Origin of the sequence: Nocardioides sp. NPDC127503, assembly GCF_040302165.1 — a bacterium.
Classification (GTDB): Bacteria; Actinomycetota; Actinomycetes; order Propionibacteriales; family Nocardioidaceae; genus Nocardioides.
The window spans coordinates 1-2,262 of record NZ_JBEORH010000026.1 but is presented as its reverse complement, the minus strand read 5'-3'; the positions used below and the strand labels follow the sequence as shown (position 1 = coordinate 2,262).

2 protein-coding genes and 1 pseudogene are annotated in these 2,262 nt (G+C 24.8%); 1 reads left to right on the top strand and 2 read right to left on the bottom strand.

The window, feature by feature from the left end:
• Window positions 1–58: 58 nt before the first annotated feature.
• Together ABTW65_RS29360 and blaZ are read right to left on the bottom strand one after the other, a co-directional pair.
• Window positions 59–469: a YolD-like family protein gene (locus tag ABTW65_RS29360; protein WP_350666718.1), complete on the bottom strand. Its 411-nt coding sequence runs from the start codon at window positions 467–469 to the stop codon at window positions 59–61.
• Window positions 470–777: 308 nt separating this feature from the next.
• Window positions 778–1,623 (bottom strand): penicillin-hydrolyzing class A beta-lactamase BlaZ, encoded by an 846-nt coding sequence (blaZ, locus tag ABTW65_RS29355; RefSeq protein WP_162159165.1) that lies wholly within the window; start codon window positions 1,621–1,623, stop codon window positions 778–780.
• A 106-nt stretch (window positions 1,624–1,729) separates the two neighbouring features.
• Between blaZ and ABTW65_RS29350 the strand changes: the two are divergent.
• Window positions 1,730–2,262, top strand: a pseudogene (locus tag ABTW65_RS29350) (M56 family metallopeptidase); the annotation flags it as partial.

Below are 2,262 nucleotides of genomic sequence, written 5' to 3'. Positions count from 1 at the left end.
TTTCGAAAAAGGTAATTATAAGAACACTATTTAAACTTTTTAAAAAGTTTAAATAGTGTTAAGTGATACTACAAACGTTAGCATTATTTAAATTATATATATTATTGTTAGTATCAGAAAAGGAAAATGTATTACTAATTTCATCCTTTTTTAAAATTTTTCCCGTATATTTTGAAATGTTACCGTCTACCCAATATGTGATTGTACATAACTCATCATTTCTAATTTTTACTTGGAAAATCTGATCTAAATTATCTAATGAATCATATGTTAGCAATGGTTTTTCAACTTTATCTTGATACATTATGATTTGCTCTAAAATTTCAAACTGTTTTGGGAGAGTCGCAAAAGGTTGCCATTTGATTTTTCCACGCCCTTGAGGGATTTTAGGGTTTAAATATTTTCTTGGTATTTTTCTATAATCAGTTTCATATTTATATTCATCTGGCGCATTAGGATTTGGAATCATGTTAACCACCTCATCATCATTATAGAACGTATGTTCTTATTCGGCAAGGATTATATAATTTTTTAATGTGATTAATTAATTTAAAATAAGTTATTTTCTATATGGAAAAGTTGAGTAAGATTATCGAGCATTTATAATTACAGTAACTGGAATTATGATGTTTGGTATGTTAATAGTATTTTCTCTTTTAAAAATGTGAACATAAAAAAATAGAACATATATAATAATAAATAATATATATGTTCTTCGATATTATGAAGTTTTATGAAAGATAGAATTATATCAGTTTTTGTAGTACATTTAGACTATTAAAATTTGCTTATTACATTCTTGGCGGTTTCACTTATCAATTTATCATTAGGTTTATCACTTTTATTGTCTTTATTCGTAAAAATGACTAAAATAATAGGTTCAGATTGGTTCTTAGGATAAATAAAAGCTACATCATTTCTAGAAGCATATGTTATTGCTTGACCACTTTTATCAGCAACTTTATAGTCTTTTGGAACACCATCTTTAATTAAAGTGTCTCCGTTTTTATTATTTAACATTAAATCAAGTAAGAAATTTTTATTTTTTTTGCTTAATTTTCCATTTGCGATAAGTTTATTTAAAGTCTTGCCGAAAGCAGCAGACGTTGAAGTATCTTTTTTGCTCTTTGGTGAATAGTAATTTAATTCTATTTCATATCTAACTGGATTTGTTACTTTATCTCCCAATTTTTTTAAACGTTTTTTAATTTTTTTGATTCCACCGATTTCGTTTATAATTTTATTGTTTGCTGTATTATCACTGTACTTCATTGAAGCCTCAATAAGTTCTTTTAAAGTGATATCTTTTCCTACATATTTTTCTAAAATAGGAGAATAAGCAACTATATCATCTTTGTTAATATGTACTTTTTTATTTAACTTATTATAAGGTACTTGTTCTAACAAAATAGCACTATTTATCGCTTTTGAAGTTGAAGCATAGGCAAATCTCTTATCGGCATTAAATTTTACTTCCTTACCACTTTTAGTATCTAATGCATAGACACCAATATTAGCATTATATTTTTTTTCTAAATTATTTAACTCTTTAGTATGTGAACTGGTTGAATTACATGCACTTAAAACTAAAGCAATTGCAATTAAAAGTATTAACTTTTTCAAAATATACCCTCCAATATTACATTTGTAATTTCTATGAATCAATAATATTACAATTGTAATATTGGCGTCAATAGTTTATTATAAATATTTGAAAGAAGGTGTTGAAATGGCTAAGTTATTAATAATGAGCATAGTAAGCTTTTGTTTTATATTTCTATTGTTAGTATTTTTTAGGTACATATTAAAACGCTATTTTAATTATATGTTAAATTATAAAGTTTGGTATCTAACTCTTCTTGCAGGATTAATTCCTTTCATTCCTATTAAATTCTCTCTTTTTAAATTTAATAATTTGAATAATCAAGAGCCCACAGTTGAAAGTAATTCACACAATTTGAATCCTAACATAAATACCACTAAACCTGTTCATGAGTTTACAACAGACATCCATAAGTTTAATTGGGATTCAATAGATAATATCTGCACAGTTATTTGGATAGTTTTAGTTATTATTTTAAGTTTTAAATTTTTTAAATTCTTTATTATATCTTAAGTATTTAAAGAAACAGTCACTTTATCTAAATGAAAAAGAAAAAAATAAAATAAACAAGATACTTTTCAATCATCAATATAAAAGAAATATTGTGATTCGAAAAGCAGAATCTATTCATTCTCCAACAACTTTTTGGTATGGAAAAT